Genomic DNA, 20,768 nt, shown 5'->3' on the forward strand with positions numbered 1-20,768 from the left:
GAGTCCTAGCTACGCGTCGACCGAGGCCCGCTCGCGCACGGCGCGCGTCGCCTCCAGGATGTTGCGCAGCGAGGCGACGGTCTCGTCGTAGCCGCGCGTCTTGAGACCGCAGTCCGGGTTGACCCAGAGCTGGCGGCCCGGGATGGCGCTGAGCGCGGTCTCGAGTAGCTCGGTGACCTCGGCGACCGACGGCACGCGCGGCGAGTGGATGTCGTAGACGCCCGGGCCGATGCCGTGCTCGAATCCGGAGGTCTGGATGTCGTGGACGACCTCCATCCGGCTGCGGGCGGCCTCGATGCTGGTCACGTCGGCGTCGAGGTTGCGGATCGCGTCGATCACCACGCCGAACTCCGAGTAGCAGAGGTGGGTGTGGATCTGCGTCTCGTCGCGGACACCCGCGGTCGCCAGGCGGAAGGAGCCGACCGACCAGTCGAGGTAGTCGTCCTGTGCCGCACGCTTCAGCGGGAGCAGCTCGCGCAGCGCGGGCTCGTCGACCTGGACGACGCGGATGCCCGCCGACTCCAGGTCCTCGATCTCGTCGCGCAGCGCGAGGGCGACCTGGCGGGCGGTCTCGCCGAGCGGCTGGTCGTCGCGGACGAACGACCACGCGAGGATCGTCACCGGGCCGGTCAGCATCCCCTTGACCGGCTTCTCGGTCAGGCTCTGCGTGTAGGTCGACCAGTCCACCGTGATGGGCTTCGGCCGCGAGACGTCGCCCCACAGGATCGAGGGCCGCGTGCAGCGGGAGCCGTAGGACTGCACCCAGCCGTTCTGCGTGACCGCGAAGCCGTCGAGGTTCTCGGCGAAGTACTGGACCATGTCGTTGCGCTCGGGCTCGCCGTGCACGATGACGTCGATCCCGATCTCCTCCTGGAGGTCGACGACGCGCTTGATCTCCGCCTGCATGCGGGCGAGGTACTCCGCCTCGGTGATGAGGCCCTTCACCAGCTGGGCGCGCGAGCGGCGGATGTCCCCGGTCTGCGGGAACGAGCCGATGGTCGTGGTCGGGAGGAACGGCAGGCCGAGGGCCGCGTCCTGGGCCGCCAGGCGGTCCTCGTACGCGCCGCGGCGGAAGTCCGCCTCGGTGAGCGCCGCCTCCCGGGCCCGCACCGCGTCGACGCGCACGCCGGGAGCGGAGGCGCGGTCCGCGAGGGAGGCCGTGGCCGCCGTCAGGTCGTCCTGGATCGACTCGTGGCCGTCGACCAGCCCGCGGGCGAGGATCGCGATCTGCGCGACCTTCTGGTCGGCGAAGGCGAGCCAGCTCTTCAGGCGCCCGTCGAGCTCCGGCTCGTCCTCGACGTCGTGCGGCACGTGCAGGAGCGAGGTGGAGGTGGACACCGCGACGTCCGGGCTCAGCGACAGCAGTTCGGTCAGCGAGCCGAAGGCCGCCTCCAGGTCGCCGCGCCAGATGTTGTGGCCGTCGACCACGCCGCCGACGATGGTCTTCGTCGCGAGCGAACCGGCGGTCTGCGCGTCGAGCCCCGTCGGCAGGGAGCCGCGGACCAGGTCGAGGGAGATCGCCTCCACCGGCGACGCGGCGAGCACCGGGAGGGCGTCGTCCAGGCTGCCGTAGGGCGCGGCCACGAAGAGGGCCGGCCGCTCGGCGACGGCGCCGAGGTCGGCGTACGCCGTGCGCAGCGCCTCCAGCACCTCCGCCCGCGGCTCCTCGATGCTCTCGCTGACGAGCGCCGGCTCGTCCAGCTGCACCCACGGTGCGCCAGCGGCGCCGAGCCGGGTGAGCAGTTCGCGGTACACCGGCAGCAGGTCCGCCAGGCGCGAGAGCGGACGGAAGCCCTCGGGCGCCTCGTCCGACGCCTTGCTCAGGAGGAGGAACGTCACCGGTCCGACGATCACCGGGCGGGTGACGAAGCCGGCGTCGCGCGCCTCCTCGAACTCCCGCACCAGGCGGTCGGACGCCAGGCGGAAGTCGGTCTCCGGTCCGATCTCGGGCACGAGGTAGTGGTAGTTGGAGTCGAACCACTTCGTCATCTCGAGCGGCGCGTTGTCGCCCTCGCCGCGCGCGATGGTGAAGTAGCCGGCGAGGTCGACGGTGCCGTCCGCCCCGACGAGCCCGGCGAACCGGGTCGGCACGGCTCCGACGGCGACCGCGGCGTCGAGCACCTGGTCGTAGTAGCTGAAGCTCTCCGGGATGGCGGCGTCGTCGCGTCCCAGGCCGAGGGCGGCGAGGCGCTCGCGCGTCGCAGCGCGCAGGCCCGCGGCGGTCGCCTCCAGCTCGTCCGCCGTGATGGCGCCGGCCCAGAAGGACTCGACGGCCTTCTTGAGCTCGCGGCGGCGCCCGATGCGCGGGTAGCCGAGGATCGTTCCGGCCGGGAAGGCGGCGCGGGAGGTGGAGGTCATGCTGGTTCCCTTTCGGTTGCGGAGGAGGTGGAGTCGGGGGCGGGCAGCGCGCCGATCCGGTCGAGGACCGACAGCACCGCCTCGCTCTGGTTGAAGGTGTAGAGGTGGAGGCCCGGTGCGCCGCCGTCGAGCAGCCGGCGGCCGAGGCGGGCCGCCCACTCGATGCCGATCTCGCGGCGTCCCTCGTCGGTCGGCTCGACCTCCAGCTGGATCGCCAGATCGCTCGGGAGGTCCTCGCCGCTCAGCTCGAGCATCCGGCTCAGGCGGGCGGGCGAGGTCACGGGCATGATGCCGGGCAGGATCGGGAACGCGACGCCCGCATCCTTCGCCTTCTGCGCGAACGACAAGTAGTCCTCCGCGTGGAAGAAGAGCTGCGTGATGCCGAGATTCGCGCCGGCCGCCTGCTTCGCGAGGAGCGCGTCGATGTCCTGGGAGATCGAGTGCGAGGCCGGATGCCCGTTCGGGAAGGCGGCGACCGCGATCTGCACGTGCTCCCGGTGCGCGAGCACGGCCTGAGCGGGCAGCCCCGGCACCGGCAGCTCGCCGTACGGGACCCGCTCGGCCTGCACCCGGTGGATGAGCTGCACGAGCTCGGCCGAGCTGTGGATGTCGCCGATACCGTCCTCGCCCGGCGCCGCGTCCTCCGGCGGATCCCCGCGCACCGCGAGGAACCGGCGCACCCCCGCGTCGAGGAACTCGCGGATGAGGCGGTTGGCCTCCTCGTGCGAAGATCCCACGCAGGTCAGGTGCGCCATCGGGCTGACGTCGGTGCGCTCCAGGATGTGGCGCAGCACGTCGAGCGACGACGTGCGGGAGGAGCCGTTCGCCCCGTAGGTCACGGAGATGAAGTCCGGGCGCGCAGCGGCGAGCCGGTCGATGGTGGCGGGCAGCGCGGCGGCCGCCCGCTCGTTGCGCGGCGGGTAGAGCTCGAAGGAGTACCGCGCGGTGGTACAGCTCATGAGGTCCTCAGGTGGTCGATCAGCGGCACGGACACCCCGCCTCGGACCTCACGGCCAGGGGCAGGGTTTCACGGGCGGGTGCCGGGCTCGGCTGTCGCACCACCGAGCGGTCGTCCGCTGCGGTTGAGTGCCGAATCTAGCAACGGGAAAGGCCGGACGGAATCGCGGGTGTCATCATTCGACACACGCGCTCCGTCCGGCCTTCCGACGAGATCGGATCAGTCGTTCAGATGCTGCACCGCATAGTCGGCTTCCTCCGGCGTGAACTTCTCGCCGTACTCGCTCACCAGCTGGTCGCGGATCGCCTCGGGCGACATGCTCATCTGGCTCTGGTAGCTCTTCGCCTTCGCCAAGGCGTTCGCTCCCCAGTCCGCCGCGACGTTGTCGATCGCGTACTGGGCCGCTTCCGCGGAGAACTTCTCACCGTACTGACTCGTGAGCTGGTCGTAGATGCCGGCCTTGCTCATGTGCATCATGCTCGAGTAGGAGCCGGCCTTCCTGAGCGCCGAGGTGAACTCGGCGGGGACAGCCGGAGCCGCCGGCGCGGGAGGGGCGGGCGGAACCGTGGGGGTGGGCGCAGGGGGCGTCGTCGCGGTCGGCGACGGCTGCGCGGGCGGCGTCGCCGTCGGCTCGACCGTCGACTGGGCCACGAGGGGAGCATCCGCCGAGATCCGCGGAGCCACGCTCGCGACGCCGACCGTCATCCCGAGGGAGGCCACGACAGCGAGCGAACCGAGCACGATGCCGGTGACGCTCTGCCCCTTCGACAGGCGAGCGCGCAACGCGAGCACGGCGAAGACGATGGCCGCGGCCCCGAGGAGGGCGCCGAGCACGGGGACGAGGCCGAGCAGGATCGCCACGATGCCGGCGATGAGGGCGAGGAGCGCCCATGGTGCGCCCTTGGACGCGACGGCGGTGGGGGCCGGAGCCACGTTCGCGGTCAGCGGCCCACTGATCGTCTGGTCGTCGACCGCCTGGTTGTCGATCGCCTGGTAGTCATCGGTCCATCGGGTCCCATCCCACCAGCGCAGACGGCCGGAGCCGTCGTCGTACCATCCTGCTGCTGCGCTTGTTCCTTCGTTCACAGCGCAAACCTAGCAAAAGCTGAGCTTTCTCAAAGGAACCAAAACTGGGGGCGGGCCGCCACCGCGAGGCGGCGGCCCGCACCGTGCTCAGACCGCGAACGGCTCGAACACCGCCGTGTACTCCGGCATGATCTTCGCGTGCACGCGGGTGCCCTCCTCCACGTACTCCGTGGAGAGGACGCGTCCGCGCTCGTGCAGGGCCGAGATCAGGTCGCCGCGGTCGTACGGCACCACGAGCTCCACCTCCACCGAGAGGTCGGGCAGCAGTCGTGAGATCGCCGCCAGCACCTCGTCGATGCCTTCGCCCGTACGGGCGGAGGCGAAGATCGCTCCGGGCTCCAGGCCGCGCAGCACGAGCCGCTCGTCCGGTCCGATCAGGTCGGACTTGTTGAAGACCACGATCTCCGGGATGTCGCGGGCACCGACCTCGCCGATCACGTCGCGCACCGTCGCCAGCTGCGACGCGGGGTCGGGGTGGGAGCCGTCGACGACGTGCAGGATGACGTCGGAGTCGGCCACCTCCTCCAGGGTCGAGCGGAACGCCTCCACCAGCTGGTGCGGCAGGTTGCGCACGAAACCGACCGTGTCAGCCAGCGTGTACAGCCGGCCGTCGGCGGTCACCGAGCGGCGCACGGTCGCGTCGAGGGTCGCGAACAGCGCGTTCTCGACGAGCACGCCCGCCTTGGTGACGCGGTTCAGGAGGCTCGACTTGCCTGCGTTGGTGTAACCCGCGATCGCGACCGAGGGCACCGAGTTGCGGTTGCGGTTCGCGCGCTTGGCCTCACGGGCCGGCTTGAACCCGGCGATCTGCTTGCGCAGCTTCGCCATCCGCGTGTGGATGCGCCGCCGGTCCAGCTCGATCTTCGTCTCACCGGGACCGCGCGAGCCCATGCCCGCACCGGCCCCGCCGACCTGGCCACCGGCCTGGCGCGACATCGACTCACCCCAGCCGCGCAGGCGCGGGAGCAGGTACTCGAGCTGCGCGAGCTCGACCTGCGCCTTGCCCTCGCGGCTCTTGGCGTGCTGGCTGAAGATGTCGAGGATCACCGCGGTGCGGTCGATCACCTTCACTTTCACGACGTCCTCCAGCGCGCGCCGCTGGCTGGAGGCGAGCTCCGTGTCGGCCACGACCGTGTCCGCGCCGAGGGCGGCGACCACGCTCGCGAGCTCCTCCGCCTTGCCGCGGCCCAGGTACGTGCTCGGGTCGGGGTGCGGGCGGCGCTGCAGCAGGCCGTCGAGCACCACGGCGCCCGCGGTCTCCGCGAGGGCCGCGAGCTCGCGCATGGAGTTCTCGGCGTCCTGCAGGCTGCCCTGCGAGTACACGCCGATCAGCACCACGTTCTCGAGCCGCAGCTGCCGGTACTCGACCTCCGTGACGTCCTCGAGCTCGGTCGAGAGGCCGCTGACGCGGCGCAGGGCCGCACGCTCCTCCCGGTCGAACTGCTCGCCGTCGTGCGAGCCGTCGGCGGTCGCCGTCGACTGCAGCGCCTGCGCCCCTGTTCCGAACAGGGTCACGCTCGCGCGGTTCTTCTCGGTCGCCAGCACGCGCGCGACGACATCGTCGGCCTCGTGTTCTTCGATATTCGTTCGTTCAGTCATCGTTCGTCCCCGTTCCGGGTCCATCCCAGTTTGTCAGTTCGTCTGCGTCCTGTACGGTCCTCTTATGGCGAGCGGAGACCACTACTTTTCCACGGCTCCCGAGAGCGAGATGAACCTGCGGCCGATCACCGTACGACTGGCCGGCCAGACGTACGAGCTGACGACCGCGAACGGCATCTTCAGCCCCGAGCGCATCGATACGGGAACGAGAGTCCTGCTCGACCATGTCCCCTCGGCGCCTCCGGGCGGTCAGTTCCTCGACCTCGGCTGCGGCTGGGGGCCCCTGGCTCTCACACTTGCTCTCGAATCCCCTCATGCGACGGTCTGGGCCGTCGACGTCAATACCCGAGCGTTGGACGTGGTGCGCCTGAACGCGCAGAAGCTCGGTCTCACCAATGTTAACCCCGTCACCCCGGATGATGTTCCCGACGACGTGATGTTCACCACGATCTGGTCGAACCCGCCCATCCGGATCGGCAAGGACGAGCTGCACAACATCCTGACCCGCTGGCTCCCCCGGCTCGAGCCGGGCTCCGACGCGTGGCTGGTCGTGCAGCGCAACCTCGGCAGCGACTCGCTGCAGCGGTGGATCGAGGCAACCATGCCGGAGCTCAAGACCACCCGCCAGGCGATCTCCAAGGGCTACCGCGTCCTCCGCTCGCACCGCCCGGCGTGACCCCGGCGCGACATTCGTGCCGAATGTCGTGAATGCCCGCGCGAAACCCGGCATTCGTGCCGAATGTCGGGAACGCTCGCCCGGTCAGGCGAGCTCGAGGGTGCCGGTGTAGACGAGTTCGGCCGGTCCGGAGAGGGCGACGTGCTCGCCGTCCTCCGTCGCGAACATCCGCACGCCGACCGTGCCGCCCGGCACGTCGACGCGCCACTGGTTCGGGGCGCCGCCGCCGGCCCAGTATCGCACCGCGAGTGCCGCCGCCGCCGCCCCCGTGCCGCAGGACAGGGTCTCGCCGCTGCCGCGCTCGTGGACGCGCATGCGGATGCGGCCGACGCCGTCCTTCACGAGCGGCTCGTGCGGAACCACGAACTCGACGTTCGCGCCGTCCTCCGGGGCGGGCTCGAGGTGCGGGATGTACGTGAGGTCGGCCGCCTCCAGCTCGCTCTCGTCGGCGACCGCGACGACGACGTGCGGGTTGCCCATGTCGATGCCGAGACCGGGACGGGCGACGGGCAGCTCCTTGGCGCGGACCAGCGGCTCCCCGCCGTCGAGGGCCCACCGGCCGAGGTCGACCTGGAAGCCGGTGAGGTTGCGCTGCACGTCGCGGACGCCCGAGCGGGTACCGATCGCGAGCGTGTCGCCGTCGGCGAGCTCCACCAGCCCCGACTCGATGAGGTAGCGGGTGTAGACGCGGATCCCGTTGCCGCACATCTCGGCGGCCGAGCCGTCGGCGTTGTAGTAGTCCATGAACCACTCGGCGCCCTCGTCCTCGGCGAGGGCCTCCGCGCCCTCGGGGAGGTGCTTCGACTTCACCGCGCGGATCACGCCGTCGGCCCCGACGCCGAAGTGGCGGTCGCAGATCTCGGCGATCTGCGCGGCCGTCAGCGGCAGGCTGCCGTCCGGGTCGGAGTAGAGCACGAAGTCGTTCCCGGTGCCCTGACCTTTGGTGAAGTGGAGTGTCGCCATGCTCACAGCCTACCGAGCGCCGCGTCGACCAGACCGGGGTCGTCGTAGTCGAGCCAGTGCAGGTCGGGGTAGCGCTTGAACCAGCTCACCTGCCGCCGCGCATAGCGCCGGGTGAGCTGCTGCGTCTGGGCGATCGCCTCGGCGCGGGTCAGCTCGCCGCGCAGTTCGGCCAGCGCCTGGGCGTACCCGATGGCCCGGCCGGCGGTCACGCCGCGTTCGATGCCGAGCGGGAGGAGGCCACGGACCTCGTCCAGGAGGCCCGACTCCCACATCTGGTCGACGCGGGCGTCGAGCCGCGCGACGAGCTCCTCGCGCGGTGCGGCGAGGCCGAGGACGGTCACGGGCCGCCACGGCACCGGGGCGTCGGGGAGCGTCCCGCTGACGGGCTCTCCGGTCAGCTCGGCGACCTCGAGCGCCCGGACGATGCGGCGGCCGTTGCTGGAGCCGATGCGCGCCGCGGCCTCCGGGTCCACCTCGGCGAGGCGGCGGAACAGCATCCCGGGGCCCTGCTCGGCGAGCTCGGCCTCGAGGCGGGCGCGCAGCACGGGGTCGGTGCCCGGGAACCGGAAGTCGAAGATCACGCTCGAGACGTACAGCCCGGAGCCGCCGACGAGGATCGGCACCGCACCCCGGCCCTGGATCACCTCGATCGCCGCGCGCGCTTCCGGCTGGTACCGGGCGACCGTCGCCTCCTCGGTGACGTCGAGCACGTCGAAGAGGTGGTGCGGGACGCCGCGCCACTCCGCGGGCCGGATCTTCGCCGTGCCGATGTCCATGCCGCGGTAGAGCTGCATCGCGTCGGCGTTGACGACCTCGGCGGCCTGTCCGCGGTCGCGCAGCCGCTCCGCGAGCGCGAGGGACAGGTCCGTCTTGCCGGTGCCGGTGGGGCCGACGATCGCGACGATGGACGGCGCCTCGGCGCCCGGGGCGTGGGCGCTCAGCGCTGTCCGTCCGTCGGGTCGTAGATCGGCATCGTCCCGACACCCGGGGAAGTCAGCGGCTCGCGCGTGCGGAGCGTGGGAAGGCCGAGCGAGACGGGGCCCGCTCCGCTCGCTGCCGTGCCCGATCCGTGCGCAGGGACGGCGCAGGACTCGGCCTCGGCGCGGTCCCACGCGTCGCCGGCCTGCGTGCGGCGGACGCGCAGCGGCGTGCCCGGGTCGGCGTCGGCGATGAGGTAGTGCGGGGCGGCCTGCGTGACGCGCACGGTGACGATGTCGCCGGGTCGCGGCGTCTCCGAGCCCTCGGGCAGTTCGAAGTGCACCAGGCGGCTGTCGCGGGCGCGCCCGCTCAGACGGCGGGTGTCGGCGTCCTTGCGGCCCTCGCCGTTGGCGACGAGCAGCTCGACCTCGCGACCGACCAACTTCTGGTTCTCCTCCAGGGAGATCCGCTCCTGCAGCGCGATCAGGCGGTCGTAGCGCTCCTGCACGACCTCCTTCGGCACCTGGTCCTCCATCGTCGCGGCGGGCGTGCCGGGGCGGATCGAGTACTGGAAGGTGAAGGCCGACGCGAAGCGGGCCGCCTCGACGACGCGCATGGTCTCGAGGAAGTCCTCCTCGGTCTCGCCGGGGAAGCCGACGATGATGTCGGTGCTGATCGCGGCGTCCGGCAGCTTGGCGCGGACGCGGTCCAGGATGCCGAGGAACTTCGAGGAGCGGTACGACCGGCGCATGCTGCGGAGGATACGGTCGGAGCCGGACTGCAGCGGCATGTGGAGCTGCGGCATCACGTTCGGGGTCTCGGCCATCGCGTCGATGACGTCGTCCGTGAAGGCGGCCGGGTGCGGGCTGGTGAAGCGGATGCGCTCGAGCCCCTGGATCTGGCCCGCCGCGCGCAAGAGCTTGCTGAACGCCTGACGGTCGCCGAACTCGACGCCGTAGGAGTTGACGTTCTGGCCGAGGAGGGTGACCTCGATCGCGCCGTCGTCGACGAGCGCCTGGATCTCCGCGAGGATGTCGCCGGGGCGACGGTCCTTCTCCTTGCCGCGCAGCGACGGCACGATGCAGAACGTGCAGGTGTTGTTGCAGCCGACGGAGATCGAGACCCAGCCCGAGTAGGACGAGTCGCGCTTGGTGGGCAGCGTCGAGGGGAAGGTCTCCAGCGCCTCGAGAATCTCGATCTCGGCGGCGTCGTTGTGACGCGCGCGCTCGAGCAGGCTCGGCAGCGCACCCATGTTGTGGGTGCCGAAGACGACGTCCACCCAAGGCGCCTTCTCCAGGATGACGTTCTTGTCCTTCTGGGCCAGGCAGCCGCCGACGGCGATCTGCATGCCCTCGTGCCGGCGCTTGACCCCGGCGAGATGGCCGAGATTGCCGTAGAGCTTGTTGTCGGCGTTCTCGCGCACGGCGCAGGTGTTGATGACGACGACGTCGGCTTCCTGGCCGTCGGCGGGCACGTAGCCGGCCGCCTCGAGGGAGCCGCTCAGCCGCTCCGAGTCGTGGACGTTCATCTGGCAGCCGAAGGTGCGGACCTCGTAGGTCCGGGCGCGTCCGTCGGTGCTGAGGGCCGCGTCGGAGGGCTCGATGATGCTGCGCTTCTCGAGGACGCTGCGCAGTTCGAGGTCGGTGCGCTGTTCGGTGATGCTCATGATGCCGACAATTCTACGTTCGCCTCGGCGTGGATCCGAACGGCTACTGGAAGCGCACGCCGCCGCGACGGCGGGACGCGAAGGCGGCGTCCATCGCCTGCCGCACGATGCTGGAGCTGTAGCCCTTGCGCGCGAGGAAGCCGTGGAGCCGGCGACGCGCGGTCTCCTCGTCGTACGACGACAACTGCCCGATGCGTTTGACGGCCAGCTCGGTGGCCCGCTCCAGCTCGTCCTCGTCCGCGATGTCGGCCAGGGCGATCTCGATGAGCTCGGGATCGATGTGCCGGCGCTTGAGGTCCTGCTCGATCGACGATCGGCCGAGCCCCTTGCGGCTGTGCTGCGTGAACGCCAGGCTGACGGCCAGCGACGCGTCGTCGATCACGCCGAGCGTCTCGAGGCGGTCGAGCTCCGGACCGAACACCTCCGGCTCGATCTCGCGCTTGATCAACACCTGCTCCAGCTCCCAGCGCGACATGCCGCGGCGGGCGAGCTGACGGATGGTGACGGCCGAGACCTTCTTGCTCTGCCGGTCCGCCTCGTCGTCCTCCGGCTCGGTGGGCGTCGACCGGGTCTCAGGGCGCGACGCCGCGGGACGACCGTCGTCGCCCCAGGTGTTGTTCCAGCGCGTCGACCCCGGAAGCTCGACGACCTCACCCGCGGGTTCCGGCTTCGCAAGCGCAGCAGCACGGCCGGAACCCGCCGGGTGGCGCGAGCTCTGCGTGCCACCGCCTCGGGGCGCCGTCGGGCGCCGGAGCGGTGTCACCGGGGCGAGGTGCTCTCCCCCGGTGACACCGCTTTCGTCCGTGCGGGCATCGCCCTGCTCGCCCCCGAAGGGATCGGACGGGAACCTCACGACCATGCGGATCTCCTCGTGCGACGAACGGATGGACGGTCGACGGGCGATACGCCCGCGGCCCGGGTCAGGCGCCCTTGCGTGCGCGCAGCTTCTCCTCGATCGAGCCGACCTCGGCGTCGGCCTCGGGGGCCGCCACCGGGTTCGGGTCGGGGATGATACCGAGCTTGATCTTGATCTTGTTCTCGATCTCCGCCGCGATGTCCGCGTTGGTGATCAGGAAGTTGCGCGAGTTCTCCTTGCCCTGGCCGAGCTGGTCGCCCTCGTAGGTGTACCAGGCGCCCGACTTCTTGACGATGCCGTGCTCGACGCCGAAGTCGATCAGGCTGCCCTCGCGGGAGATGCCGACACCGTAGAGGATGTCGAACTCGGCCTGCTTGAACGGCGGGGCCATCTTGTTCTTCACGACCTTGACGCGGGTCCGGTTGCCGACCGCCTCGGTGCCGTCCTTCAGGGTCTCGATCCGGCGGATGTCGAGTCGGACCGACGCGTAGAACTTGAGCGCCTTACCACCGGCGGTGGTCTCGGGGCTTCCGAAGAAGACACCGATCTTCTCGCGGAGCTGGTTGATGAAGATCATGGTGGTGTTGGTCTGGTTGAGCCCACCGGTGAGCTTGCGGAGCGCCTGCGACATGAGGCGCGCCTGCAGACCGACGTGGGAGTCGCCCATCTCGCCCTCGATCTCGGCGCGGGGCACGAGCGCTGCGACGGAGTCGATGACGATGAGGTCGATGGAGCCGGATCGCACGAGCATGTCGGCGATCTCGAGCGCCTGCTCACCCGTGTCGGGCTGGGAGACGAGCAGGGCGTCGATGTCGACGCCGAGCTTGCGGGCGTACTCCGGGTCGAGCGCGTGCTCCGCGTCGATGAAGGCCGCGATGCCGCCCGCGCGCTGCGCGTTGGCGATGGCGTGGAGGGTCAGGGTCGTCTTACCCGACGACTCCGGGCCGTAGATCTCGACGATGCGGCCGCGCGGGAGCCCGCCGATGCCGAGCGCGACGTCCAGCGCGATCGAGCCGGTCGGGACGACCTCCACCGGTGCGCGCTCGTCGCTGCCCAGTCGCATGACCGAGCCTTTTCCGAACTGACGGTCGATCTGCGCGAGTGCGGTCTCGAGCGCCTTCTCGCGGTCTGCGGGTGATGGCATGTGCGGTTCTCCTTCTTACGCTTCGCTGACGAGTTCGACTGTACGAGGAACGTCCGACACGGGGCCGTCGTCCGGAAGATCGGTGGACAACTCGTTTTCGATTGCGGTTGTGAAGCGAGTCTAGCCACATCCGAACATATCTTCGAGTCGTTCGAATCGGCGTGTCGGGGTCAGCTCTTCGGCGCCGGGCGACCCGCACCGTGCCAGTGCGACATCGGGACTCCGGCCTCGCGGCACAGGGCGAACCACACCTCGCGCGGGGCGGCGCCGGCGTCGAGCGCCTGCTGCGCGGTCCTACCGCCGAGCTCACCGAGCACGAGGTCGGACAGGAGGGCCTGGCCGTAGCCGCTGCCGAACTCGTCGACGACGGCGCGCTGGAATTCGCTGAGCTTCATGGATCCATTCTCACGGGTCGGATACGACGAAGGACGCCCCGCTCACGCGGGGCGTCCTCGAGTCTTGATGGATGAACGGTGTCAGCGCGAGACCAGCGGCGCTTCCATCGCCGTGACGAACTCGTCGGGGACGGTGTCGGGGATGACCGGCTCGAGGCCCTCGAGGACCGCGATGCGATCTCCGACCTCGCGCATGATGACGGACACCGGGGTGTCCAGAGCGTCGGCGACCGAAGCGAGGATCTCGCTCGACGCCTCCTTCTGTCCGCGCTCGACCTCGCTGAGATAACCGAGGGCGACGCTCGCCTTGCTGGCGACCTGCCGCAACGTGCGGCCCTTCTGCAGGCGGAAGTCCCTGAGCACGTCGCCGATTTCCTGACGTACAAGAATCATTCGGAGCCTCCTTCTCTACCCTGCCGACCGATCGATCGGGATGCAACTGTACCGCATCCGTGATGTTCACGATATCGGCGACGACTGGGCTTTTCTTGTGAATGCAGCAGTTGTAACGAGACGGAAACAGTCTGTATTCCCGGGCCTCAGGCGCCCGTCTCCGCGACGAGTTCCGCGATCGCCCGCTCGACCGTCGCCCGCCGGATCGCCGCCCGATCGCCCTGCAGCGCGAGCTCGACCACGCGCGTCCCCGCCGCGGTCGCGATGCCGAGATAGACGGTGCCGACGGCGCGGCCGCCCTGCGGGTCCGGGCCGGCCACGCCGGTCGTGGCGACGCCGACGTCCACCGCGCGTCCGTCGACGGCGAGTCGGCTCCGCACGCCCTCCGCGAGCTGGGCGGCGACCTGCGGATGCACCGGCCCCTCCGCGTCGAGCAGGGCGGCGTCCACCCCGAGGAGCGAGTGCTTGAGCGCGGTCGCGTAGACGACCGCTCCCCCGACCACGACGGCGGACGCCCCGGGCACACGCGTGAGCTCGGCCGTGAGCTCGCCGCCGGTCAGCGACTCGGCGGCGGCGATCGTGCGCCCCGTCTCCCGCAGGCGGGCGATCAGCCGCGCCGTCGCATCGCCGGACCGGCCGGCGTCAGGCAGCGGCACGCTTGGCCCGGTGGCCCTTCCAGGCCTGCCAGAGGTAGTCGAAGCCGGTGACGACCGTGAGGATCACCGCGGCCGTCATGAAGACGCCGTTGACCCAGTACACCCAGTCGCCGAAGACCGCCCAGAACGGGAAGAGGGCGAGCGAGATCGCGATCGACTGCACGATCGTCTTGATCTTGCCGCCGCGGGAGGCGGCGATGACGCCCTGCCGGATCACGACGAACCGGTAGAGCGTGATGCCGACCTCGCGGACCAGGATGACGATCGTGACCCACCACGGCAGCTCGCCGAGGATGGAGAGGGCGATGAGGGCGCCGCCCGTCAGCACCTTGTCGGCGATCGGATCGAGCAGCTTGCCGAGGTCGGTGACGAGGTTGTTGCGCCGGGCGATGGCACCGTCCACGCCGTCGGTCGCGATCGCGAGGACGAACAGCACGGCCGCCGCCCAGCGCAGCCAGCCGTCGGCGCCGGCGTCGGCCAGCAGCATCCACACGAACAGCGGGGCGAGCAGGATGCGCACCACCGTGATCACGTTGGGCACGTTCCAGTTGCTGGGCCGCGGGACCGGGGCTCCCGCCAGCGGGGGTGTCTCGGACGCCATCGCGCTCATCTACTCCCTGCCGGTCAGTTGCCAGGCGTCCTCGCCGGAGTCGCCGTCCACCTCAGGATAGCCCTCGGTCATCGCGGCGACCGGGTCGGATCCGTAGCGGTCGTCGTCGGCAGCGCCGCCCGACGGCGCGGCGACCGTCGTGGACGGGGATGCCTCCGCCGCGGGCGCGGCCGGTCGCGCTGCCGGCTCCTCGCCGCGCAGCCGCCCCATGACGTCCGCCAGCTGCTCGACCGTGACGAGCACGTCCCTGGCCTTCGACCCCTCGGAGGGGCCGACGATCTCGCGGGACTCGAGCAGGTCCATGAGCCGGCCCGCCTTCGCGAACCCGACGCGCAGCTTGCGCTGGAGCATGGAGGTGGAGCCGAACTGCGACGAGACGACCAGCTCGGCGGCCGCGAGCAGCAGCTCCAGGTCGTCGCCGATGTCGGAGTCGATCTGCTTCTTCTCGGCGCCGACCGTGACATCCTGCCGGTACTCGGGACGCGCCTGCCGGGTGACGTGCTCGACGACCTTCTGGATCTCGTCCTCGTTGACCCACGCGCCCTGCACGCGGATCGCCTTCGAGGCGCCCATCGGCAGGAACAGGCCGTCGCCCTGGCCGATCAGCTTGTCGGCGCCGGGCTGGTCGAGGATGACGCGCGAGTCCGTGACGCTCGTCACCGCGAACGCGAGCCGCGACGGCACGTTGGCCTTGATCAGGCCGGTCACGACGTCGACGGACGGGCGCTGCGTCGCGAGCACCAGGTGGATGCCGGAGGCGCGGGCGAGCTGGGTGATGCGCACGATCGAGTCCTCGACGTCGCGCGGGGCGACCATCATCAGGTCGGCGAGCTCGTCGACCACGACCAGGAGGTACGGGTACGGCTTGAGCTTGCGCTCGCTGCCGGCGGGCAGAACGATCTCGTCGTTGATGACGGCCTTGTTGAAGTCGTCGATGTGGCGGAAGCCGAAGCTGGCCAGGTCGTCGTAGCGCATGTCCATCTCTTTGACGACCCACTGCAGCGCCTCGGCAGCCTTCTTGGGGTTCGTGATGATGGGCGTGATGAGGTGCGGGACACCGCCGTAGATGGTGAGCTCCACGCGCTTCGGGTCGATGAGGACCATGCGCACCTCGGAGGGCTGCGCCCGCATGAGGAGGCTGGTGATCATCGAGTTGACGAAGCTCGACTTGCCCGAGCCGGTCGAGCCCGCGACGAGCAGGTGGGGCATCTTGGCCAGGTTGGCGACGACGTAGCCGCCGCCGACGTCCTTGCCGACGCCGATGGTCATCGGGTGGACGCTCTTGGTCGCGGCCGGCGACCGCAGCACGTCGCCGAGCGACACGATCTCGCGGTCGGAGTTGGGGATCTCGACGCCGATCGCGCTCTTGCCCGGGATCGGGGACAGGATGCGGACCTCGTTGCTGGCGACGGCGTACGAGAGGTTCTTGCTGAGGGCGGTGACCCGCTCCACCTTGACGCCCGGGCCGAGCTCGATCTCGTACTGCGTCACCGTCGGGCCGCGCGAGTAGCCGGTGACCTTGGCGTCCACGCCGAACTGGGTGAGCACCTCGGTGATCGCGGCGACGATCTCCTCGTTGGCGTTCGAGCGCACCTTGGCGGGTGTGCCCGCGGAGAGCATGGAGGCGGAGGGGAGGTGGTAGGGCGCGGCGGGCTGACCGTCGGACGGCAGCGCGGTCGTGTCGTCGAAGTCGTCCGCCGTTCCCGCTTGGAAGCCCGGCAGGACGGCGGGGGCGGTTGGGACCGCGGTGGCCGCGGCAGCGACCGCCGTGGCCGGGACCTCGCCGGTGAACCGCTTGAGGGCGTCCTCCGCGAGGGCGAGTTCCCCGAGCACCTCGGTGTTGTAGTGATCGCTGGAGGGATCGGGCTCGAGCGGGGTGGCGAACTCGCCCTTGCCGCGCTTCGGCTCGCCGAAGACCTCGGTGAGGCTGTCGCGCGCGGCGGGGCCGTCGTAGTCCGGGTCCTCCTCGCGCTGCGACTTGTTGCGGCGCCACCAGGGCAGGTTGCCCTCCGGCTCCTGCTCGTCGTCGTCGACGCCGTCGAGCGGGACCTGCTTGGTCTTGGCCTCCTTGGCGGCCTCGCGGGCCTCCTGACGCTCCTCCTCGGTCGGCAGCTGAGCGCCGAAGAGGTAGGCGTACAGCTCGCGGATGCGGGAGGGGAGCTTGTTCGGCGGGGTCTTCGTGATGATGAAGAGGCTGAGCAGCAGCAGCAGGATGATCACCGCGCCGGCCCCGTACGGCGTGATGAGCATCGACAGCGGCGCGGCGATCAGCCAGCCGAGCACTCCCCCGGCCTGGGCGAGCGCGGCGATCCCGTCGGTCGGGGTCGGGTGGTGGCTGAACAGGTGGCAGAGCCCCGACACCATCAGGAGCAGGATGCCGACCCCGATGCCGATGCGCGTGTTGTCGTGCACGGAGCTCGGGTGCCGGAAGAGCCACGCGGCGAACATGACCATGACCACCGGGAGGGCGAAGGCGACACGGCCGAAGAGCATGCCGAAGGTCCAGGAATCGAGCGTGCGGGCGACCTGGTCGTTGATCAGGAACCACTCGATCACCGCGCCGGCGACCGCGAGCAGGACGAGGAAGAAGGGGAAGCCGTCGCGGCGCTCCTCCTTGCTCAGCTTCTCGGGGCCGAGCGCGCGGAAGGCGCCGCCGGTGAGGTGGGCGAGGCCCATCCAGGCGCGCACGAGAGGGCTCGGCGCGGCGTCGGCGGCCGGGTAGGCCACCGTCTTCTGGGCGGCCGTCTTCGACGCCGGCTTGCGCGCGCTCGAGCCGCCGCGACCGGAACCGCCGGAGCGCGCGTTCGACTTGGTGCTCGTAGCCATGGGCTCAACGGTACTTCGCGCCCGCGACACCCCGCGGATCCCGCGCCTGGAATGCCGAAATCCGAGCGCTCAGCGCAGGGCGCGCACCATGATGTCCGCGCGGTCGTCCGACGCGACCGTCACGTAGCCCTCGCTCACGTAGAGCCGCTGCGCGAAGTTCGAGCGTTCGACGCTCAGGCTGAGCCGTGCGACGCCGCCGGCCGCCCCGCGCCTCCCGACCTCCTGCAGCAGCGCACGTCCGACACCGCGGGCGCGCCACTGCGGGTTCACGCCGAGGGTGAGCTCGGGGACCCCGGGGGCGACGAACCCCGTGCCAGGAGCATCGGCCGGGAAGAGGCGCGCCCAGCAGGCGCCGACCGGGGTACCGCGCAGGTCCTCCGCGACGCAGCCGAAGTCTCCGGGGCGCATCCAGCCCGCGATGTAGCGGGAGACGACCGGATCCTCCAGGACGGTGACGCGCGGTCGCATGCGCACGGCGTTCCAGTTCACGGCCTCGACGAGCATGTCGGCGATGGTCCGTGCGTCTGCGCCCACGGCCGGGCGGATGCGGTACCCGCTCATGGGGGAACGCTACTCGCCCCCGTGTTTCGGGCAGGTTACGGATGCACGGGCGCGCGCGTCAGTAGCGGATCGCGTCGATGACCTTGACCCGCACCGCGACGAGCGCCGGCAGCAGGCCGGCGATCGCGCCGACGGCCGTCGCGGCCACCAGTCCCAGCACCGCCGCCTCGGCCGGGAACGGCGGAGGGTCGGCGACCATGCCCCGCCCGACGAGCTCCTCGACCCACGGGCTCTTCACGATCAGGATGGCCAGCGCGACGCCGGCGGCCCCGGCGACGCTGGTCGCGACGACGCTCTCCATCATCACGGCGAAGAAGACGCGCGCACTGGTCGCGCCGACGCTGCGCCGGATGCCGATCTCGCGGATCCGCCCGCGCACGGTGACCATCGCGATGTTCACCAGGCCGAGGGCGCCGAGCAGCAGGATGAGCCCGGCGATGCCGCCGACCAGCAGCTTGAGGAACAGCAGCGGGTCCTCGGTCTGGTACGCCTGGTAGTCCGACCGGTTCACGCTCACCACCCCCGCGCCGAGCGCCCGGTCGAACTCGGCGGTGATCGCCGCCGCCATCGCGTCGCCGGTCTCCGGCGGCACCCACGCCTCCAGGGTGGGCGAGCCGTACATCTCGGGGTCGGACGCGAGGAGCGCTGGAGCGCCCGCGCCGAGGACCATCGCCATGGGCTGATCGCTCGACTCGGGCGTGCGGACCACGCCGACGACGACCGCCGTGACCTTCTGCTCGCCGCGGAGCACCGTCGCCGTGGGATGGGCGTCCAGCGACGGCTGGCCGAGGCGCGACCAGAAGTCCTCGTTCACGACGATCGACGGGGCCAGGTTCGCCGCATCCGCGTCGGTGAACCAGCGCCCCTGCTTCATCACGGTGCGATGCATCTGCGCGTACGGCTGGTCGACCGCCTGCGCCGGGACGTCCATCGCGCCCATGCGGAACTGCACGCGCATGGCACCGCTCTGCACCTGCGAGGTGTAGCGGATGCCGTGCCGCTCGACGATCTGCGCCCAGACGGCCTCGCTGCGTTCGGTGCTCGCCGTGCCCTCGCCCGGGTAGATCGAGATGAGCGCCGGACGGCCGCCGTAGCGCTCGTTGTTCTCGCGGAGCGACTGCTCGGCGATGTTCGCGAGCCCGACGACCGAGCTCAGCGCGCAGACCGCGACGCCGACGCCGATGAGCGAGAGCAGCACGCGGGTGCGGTGGATGCGCAGTTCCTGCCAGGCCTCGAGGATCGCGCCCCAGACCGCCTCGACCGCCCTCACGCCGCGACCTCGGACGTGCTGTGCAGGCGCCCGGCGTCCAGCCGGTAGCGCGTCGCCGACCGCGCGGCGACGGCGGGATCGTGCGTGATGACGACGAGGGCCGCGTCGCTCTCGGCAGCGACCTCCTCGAGCAGGTCGATCACCGCCGCCCCGGTCTCGACGTCGAGGGCGCCGGTCGGCTCGTCGGCGAGGATCAGCCGCGGTGTGCGGACGAGCGCGCGGGCGATCGCGACGCGCTGCTGCTCGCCGCCGGAGAGCACCTCAGGCCGGGCGTCGAGCCGGTGCCCGAGGCCGACGCGGTCGAGCATCCCGGCCGCGATCTCCCGCCGGCGCCAGAACTGGCGCCCCGTGGCGTAGAGCAGCGGGGTCACGACGTTCTCCAGCGCCGTCCGGCCCGAGAGGAGGTTGAACTGCTGGAAGACGAAGCCGACGGCCGCTCCGCGCAGCCGATCGCGGGCGCCGCCGCCCAGCCGCTGCACCGGGGTGCCGTCGAAGAAGAACTCGCCGCTGCTCGGGGAGTCGAGCAGCCCGAGCATGTTGAGGAGGGTCGACTTGCCCGAACCGGACCGCCCGACCACCGACACCCGCTCCCCCGCGCCGACCTCGAGGTCGACGCCGTGCAGGATGGTGAGCGGCTCGGCGTCGGGGATGCGGACGGTCTTCGTGACGCCCTCGAGTCGCAGCAGGCTCACGACGCCGCGGTCCCGGAGCAGATCATCCCGCCGCCCGGCCCCTGCATGCAGCCGTCGCCGGTCGGTGCGGGGGCGCCCGGCACGAACTCGAGGATGGTGTCGCCCTCGGCCAGGCCGCCGGTGATCTGGACGGAGGTGCCGTCGGTGAGGCCCAGAGTGACCGGGATCTCCTTCGGGTCGCCGCCCTTCTCGTCCGGGACGAAGACGACGCCCTTCTCGGCCGACCCCTTCACGGCGGTGGTCGGGACGGTGAGGACCCCCTCCGCCTTCCCCGCCGAGATCGTGATGTCGGCGGACAGGCCGGCGAACACGGTGACGTCGGCCGGGACGGCGCAGCGCAGGGTCGTCGTCGAGGCGGTTCCCGACCCGGAGGCGCCCGAGGACCCGCCGGTACTGGGAGCCGCGCCGGAGGGGGCCTCCGAGGCCGTCGCCGGCGGCGTCGTGATGGACAGCGCGGTGCAGGTGAACGGAGCCGGTCCGCCCTTGACCGCGACCGACGCCGAGTCCGGGCGCGCGACGAGGCGGTACTGCTGCTCGGGCGGCAGGGAGGCGGTGGCCGAGAAGGTCGGCGGCGCGACCGCCCCCGCCTTGTCGCCGATCGCCACGGTCTGGCCGCTGAGAACGGGCAGCTCGCTGACGGTGCCCGCGATCGGCGCGGTGACGGCCGAGTAGGTCACCAGCGGCTTGCGCTCGGTGACCGTCTGCGACCCGTCGGGCCCGGTGGTGACCACCGGGTCGCGCGGCGTCTCGATCTTCACGTCGAAGAGCACGTCCCCGGCCTCCACGTGCGTGCCGACCGCGGTCTGCACCTCGTTCACCGTGCCGGCCGCGGTCACCCGCGCCGGCACGGCGTCGTCCGCGACGATCGATCCGGTGACCCGCACGTCGTTCACGATCGTGCCGGTCGCCACGGCCGTGACGGGGTCGCTCAGCTCCCCCGTCGGGACGGCCGGGTCGGCCGCCGTCGCCTCGCCGCTCGGGAAGAACGCGAGTTTGACGAGTGCGACGGCGATCGCCGCCATCACGACGATTCTGAGGACCGGGAACACCCAGCGCCGCATAACCCCCATCTGCTGCTGCCTTTCATCCGCCGGGCCCCTCGCCCGGAACTGCTCAGTGCGCGGTCGCGCCCTCGGTCGTG

The 20,768-nt window shown here is 71.1% G+C and carries 19 protein-coding genes; 1 reads left to right on the forward strand and 18 read right to left on the reverse strand.

The window, feature by feature from the left end:
- Positions 1–9 precede the first annotated feature (9 nt).
- The 4 genes from metE to hflX form a co-directional block, all read right to left on the reverse strand.
- Positions 10–2,358: a 5-methyltetrahydropteroyltriglutamate--homocysteine S-methyltransferase gene (gene metE, locus BGO91_RS08715; protein ID WP_290472374.1), complete on the reverse strand. Its 2,349-nt coding sequence runs from the start codon at positions 2,356–2,358 to the stop codon at positions 10–12.
- Positions 2,355–3,317, reverse strand: a complete 963-nt coding sequence (locus BGO91_RS08720) for a methylenetetrahydrofolate reductase (RefSeq protein WP_290472375.1) — start codon at positions 3,315–3,317, stop codon at positions 2,355–2,357. Before BGO91_RS08720 ends, metE begins: the two co-directional genes overlap by 4 nt.
- 218 nt (positions 3,318–3,535) lie before the next feature.
- Positions 3,536–4,402 (reverse strand): Ltp family lipoprotein, encoded by an 867-nt coding sequence (locus BGO91_RS08725; RefSeq protein WP_290472376.1) that lies wholly within the window; start codon positions 4,400–4,402, stop codon positions 3,536–3,538.
- A gap of 87 nt (positions 4,403–4,489) precedes the next feature.
- Positions 4,490–6,001 (reverse strand): GTPase HflX, encoded by a 1,512-nt coding sequence (gene hflX, locus BGO91_RS08730; RefSeq protein WP_290472377.1) that lies wholly within the window; start codon positions 5,999–6,001, stop codon positions 4,490–4,492.
- A 64-nt stretch (positions 6,002–6,065) separates the two neighbouring features.
- On the opposite strand from hflX, the gene BGO91_RS08735 reads away from it, so the two are divergent.
- Positions 6,066–6,677 carry a methyltransferase gene (locus BGO91_RS08735; protein WP_290472378.1) on the forward strand — a complete coding sequence of 204 codons (612 nt, stop codon included), beginning with the start codon at positions 6,066–6,068 and terminating at the stop codon, positions 6,675–6,677.
- Positions 6,678–6,761: 84 nt separating this feature from the next.
- On the opposite strand, the gene dapF is transcribed toward BGO91_RS08735, so the two are convergent.
- From dapF to BGO91_RS08805, 14 genes are all read right to left on the reverse strand, one after another.
- On the reverse strand, positions 6,762–7,640 hold the full coding sequence (gene dapF, locus BGO91_RS08740) for a diaminopimelate epimerase (protein ID WP_290472379.1): 879 nt from the start codon (positions 7,638–7,640) through the stop codon (positions 6,762–6,764).
- A gap of 2 nt (positions 7,641–7,642) precedes the next feature.
- Positions 7,643–8,581 carry a tRNA (adenosine(37)-N6)-dimethylallyltransferase MiaA gene (gene miaA, locus BGO91_RS08745; RefSeq protein WP_290472446.1) on the reverse strand — a complete coding sequence of 313 codons (939 nt, stop codon included), beginning with the start codon at positions 8,579–8,581 and terminating at the stop codon, positions 7,643–7,645.
- On the reverse strand, positions 8,578–10,224 hold the full coding sequence (miaB, locus tag BGO91_RS08750; protein WP_290472380.1) for a tRNA (N6-isopentenyl adenosine(37)-C2)-methylthiotransferase MiaB: 1,647 nt from the start codon (positions 10,222–10,224) through the stop codon (positions 8,578–8,580). Before miaB ends, miaA begins: the two co-directional genes overlap by 4 nt.
- Before the next feature lie 43 nt (positions 10,225–10,267).
- Positions 10,268–11,083 carry a regulatory protein RecX gene (locus BGO91_RS08755; protein ID WP_290472381.1) on the reverse strand — a complete coding sequence of 272 codons (816 nt, stop codon included), beginning with the start codon at positions 11,081–11,083 and terminating at the stop codon, positions 10,268–10,270.
- 61 nt (positions 11,084–11,144) lie between these two features.
- Positions 11,145–12,224 (reverse strand): recombinase RecA, encoded by a 1,080-nt coding sequence (gene recA, locus BGO91_RS08760; protein ID WP_290472382.1) that lies wholly within the window; start codon positions 12,222–12,224, stop codon positions 11,145–11,147.
- Between the two features lie 170 nt (positions 12,225–12,394).
- Complete coding sequence (locus tag BGO91_RS08765; protein ID WP_290472383.1) at positions 12,395–12,619, reverse strand: DUF3046 domain-containing protein; 225 nt, start codon at positions 12,617–12,619, stop codon at positions 12,395–12,397.
- 81 nt (positions 12,620–12,700) lie between these two features.
- The gene (locus tag BGO91_RS08770) at positions 12,701–13,012 is read right to left on the reverse strand and encodes a helix-turn-helix transcriptional regulator (RefSeq protein WP_021754800.1); all 312 of its coding nucleotides are present in this window, start codon (positions 13,010–13,012) and stop codon (positions 12,701–12,703) included.
- Positions 13,013–13,158: 146 nt separating this feature from the next.
- On the reverse strand, positions 13,159–13,623 hold the full coding sequence (locus tag BGO91_RS08775; RefSeq protein WP_290472447.1) for a CinA family protein: 465 nt from the start codon (positions 13,621–13,623) through the stop codon (positions 13,159–13,161).
- Between the two features lie 31 nt (positions 13,624–13,654).
- Positions 13,655–14,269, reverse strand: coding sequence for a CDP-diacylglycerol--glycerol-3-phosphate 3-phosphatidyltransferase (gene pgsA, locus BGO91_RS08780; RefSeq protein ID WP_290472384.1), 615 nt, complete (start codon positions 14,267–14,269; stop codon positions 13,655–13,657).
- A gap of 9 nt (positions 14,270–14,278) precedes the next feature.
- Positions 14,279–17,104 carry a DNA translocase FtsK gene (locus BGO91_RS08785; protein ID WP_290472385.1) on the reverse strand — a complete coding sequence of 942 codons (2,826 nt, stop codon included), beginning with the start codon at positions 17,102–17,104 and terminating at the stop codon, positions 14,279–14,281.
- A 69-nt stretch (positions 17,105–17,173) separates the two neighbouring features.
- Positions 17,174–17,665, reverse strand: coding sequence for a GNAT family N-acetyltransferase (locus BGO91_RS08790; RefSeq protein ID WP_290472386.1), 492 nt, complete (start codon positions 17,663–17,665; stop codon positions 17,174–17,176).
- Between the two features lie 58 nt (positions 17,666–17,723).
- Positions 17,724–18,935, reverse strand: a complete 1,212-nt coding sequence (locus BGO91_RS08795; protein ID WP_290472387.1) for an ABC transporter permease — start codon at positions 18,933–18,935, stop codon at positions 17,724–17,726.
- Positions 18,932–19,627, reverse strand: coding sequence for an ABC transporter ATP-binding protein (locus BGO91_RS08800; protein ID WP_290472388.1), 696 nt, complete (start codon positions 19,625–19,627; stop codon positions 18,932–18,934). Before BGO91_RS08800 ends, BGO91_RS08795 begins: the two co-directional genes overlap by 4 nt.
- Entirely contained in the window at positions 19,624–20,697 is a 1,074-nt protein-coding gene (locus BGO91_RS08805) for an efflux RND transporter periplasmic adaptor subunit (protein WP_290472389.1), read from the reverse strand. The genes BGO91_RS08800 and BGO91_RS08805 overlap by 4 nt, the downstream gene beginning before the upstream one ends.
- Between the last annotated feature and the right edge of the window lie 71 nt (positions 20,698–20,768).

It is taken from the genome of Leifsonia sp. 71-9 (genome assembly GCF_001898805.1).
Taxonomy (GTDB): domain Bacteria; phylum Actinomycetota; class Actinomycetes; order Actinomycetales; family Microbacteriaceae; genus Leifsonia.